At 66.7% G+C, this 705-nt stretch carries 2 protein-coding genes; both read left to right on the top strand.

What is annotated here, in order from left to right:
• On the top strand, positions 1-247 hold a 247-nt coding region (locus H9626_RS15880; RefSeq protein WP_191710985.1), incomplete at its 5' end, for a DUF501 domain-containing protein.
• A gap of 50 nt (positions 248-297) precedes the next feature.
• On the top strand, positions 298-705 hold a 408-nt coding region (locus H9626_RS15875; protein WP_497801161.1), incomplete at its 3' end, for a Ppx/GppA phosphatase family protein.

Genomic DNA, 705 nt, shown 5'->3' with positions numbered 1-705 from the left:
GGCGTATGAGCGCGCGCACCGGTTGTATCTGGCCTTCCGGCACGAGTTGGCCGGACGGCTGGGCGACAGCGAGGAGCATATCGAGGGCATCAGCGCCGGAGGCCTGCCGACCCGCGTCAAATGCCTGCACGCGCTGCTCGCCCAGACGCTGGTGATGGGTCAGGGGGCCAACCCGATCGGCGACCTGACCCTGGCGCGCATCCGCGACGAGTTCAGCCCCGACGTGTGCCGGTGTACGGTTGAATAACGGGTGTGCGCGGCACACGGCAGACAACGGTTGAGGGAGGGAAGACGGATATGGCTTCAGTAACGGTGGCCGGCATCGATTGCGGCACGAATTCGATTCGTTTGAAGGTGGCGCGCGTCGACGAGCATGGTATGGAGGAGATCGTCCCCCGCACCCTGCGCGTCATCTGCCTGGGGCAGGATGTGGACCAGACGCACCGCTTTGCGGATGAGGCGTTGGAGCGCGCCTATGCGGCCGCGGGGGAGTTCGCCGAGATTCTCAAGGAGCATCCGGTGGACGGCATCCGCTTCGTGGCCACGTCGGCCACACGCGATGCCGAGAACCGCGAACAGTTCGAAGACGCCATGGAACGCATCCTCGGCGTGCGCCCCGAGGTGATCCCCGGCACCGAGGAGGCCGACCTGAGCTTCCTGGGCGCCACCAGCGTGGTCGAGCGCGATCTGGAGGCCCCCTATGTG

This window comes from Phocaeicola faecium (genome assembly GCF_014837055.1).
GTDB lineage: Bacteria > Bacteroidota > Bacteroidia > Bacteroidales > Bacteroidaceae > Phocaeicola > Phocaeicola gallinarum.
This window is presented reverse-complemented; position numbering and strand designations above follow the sequence as displayed.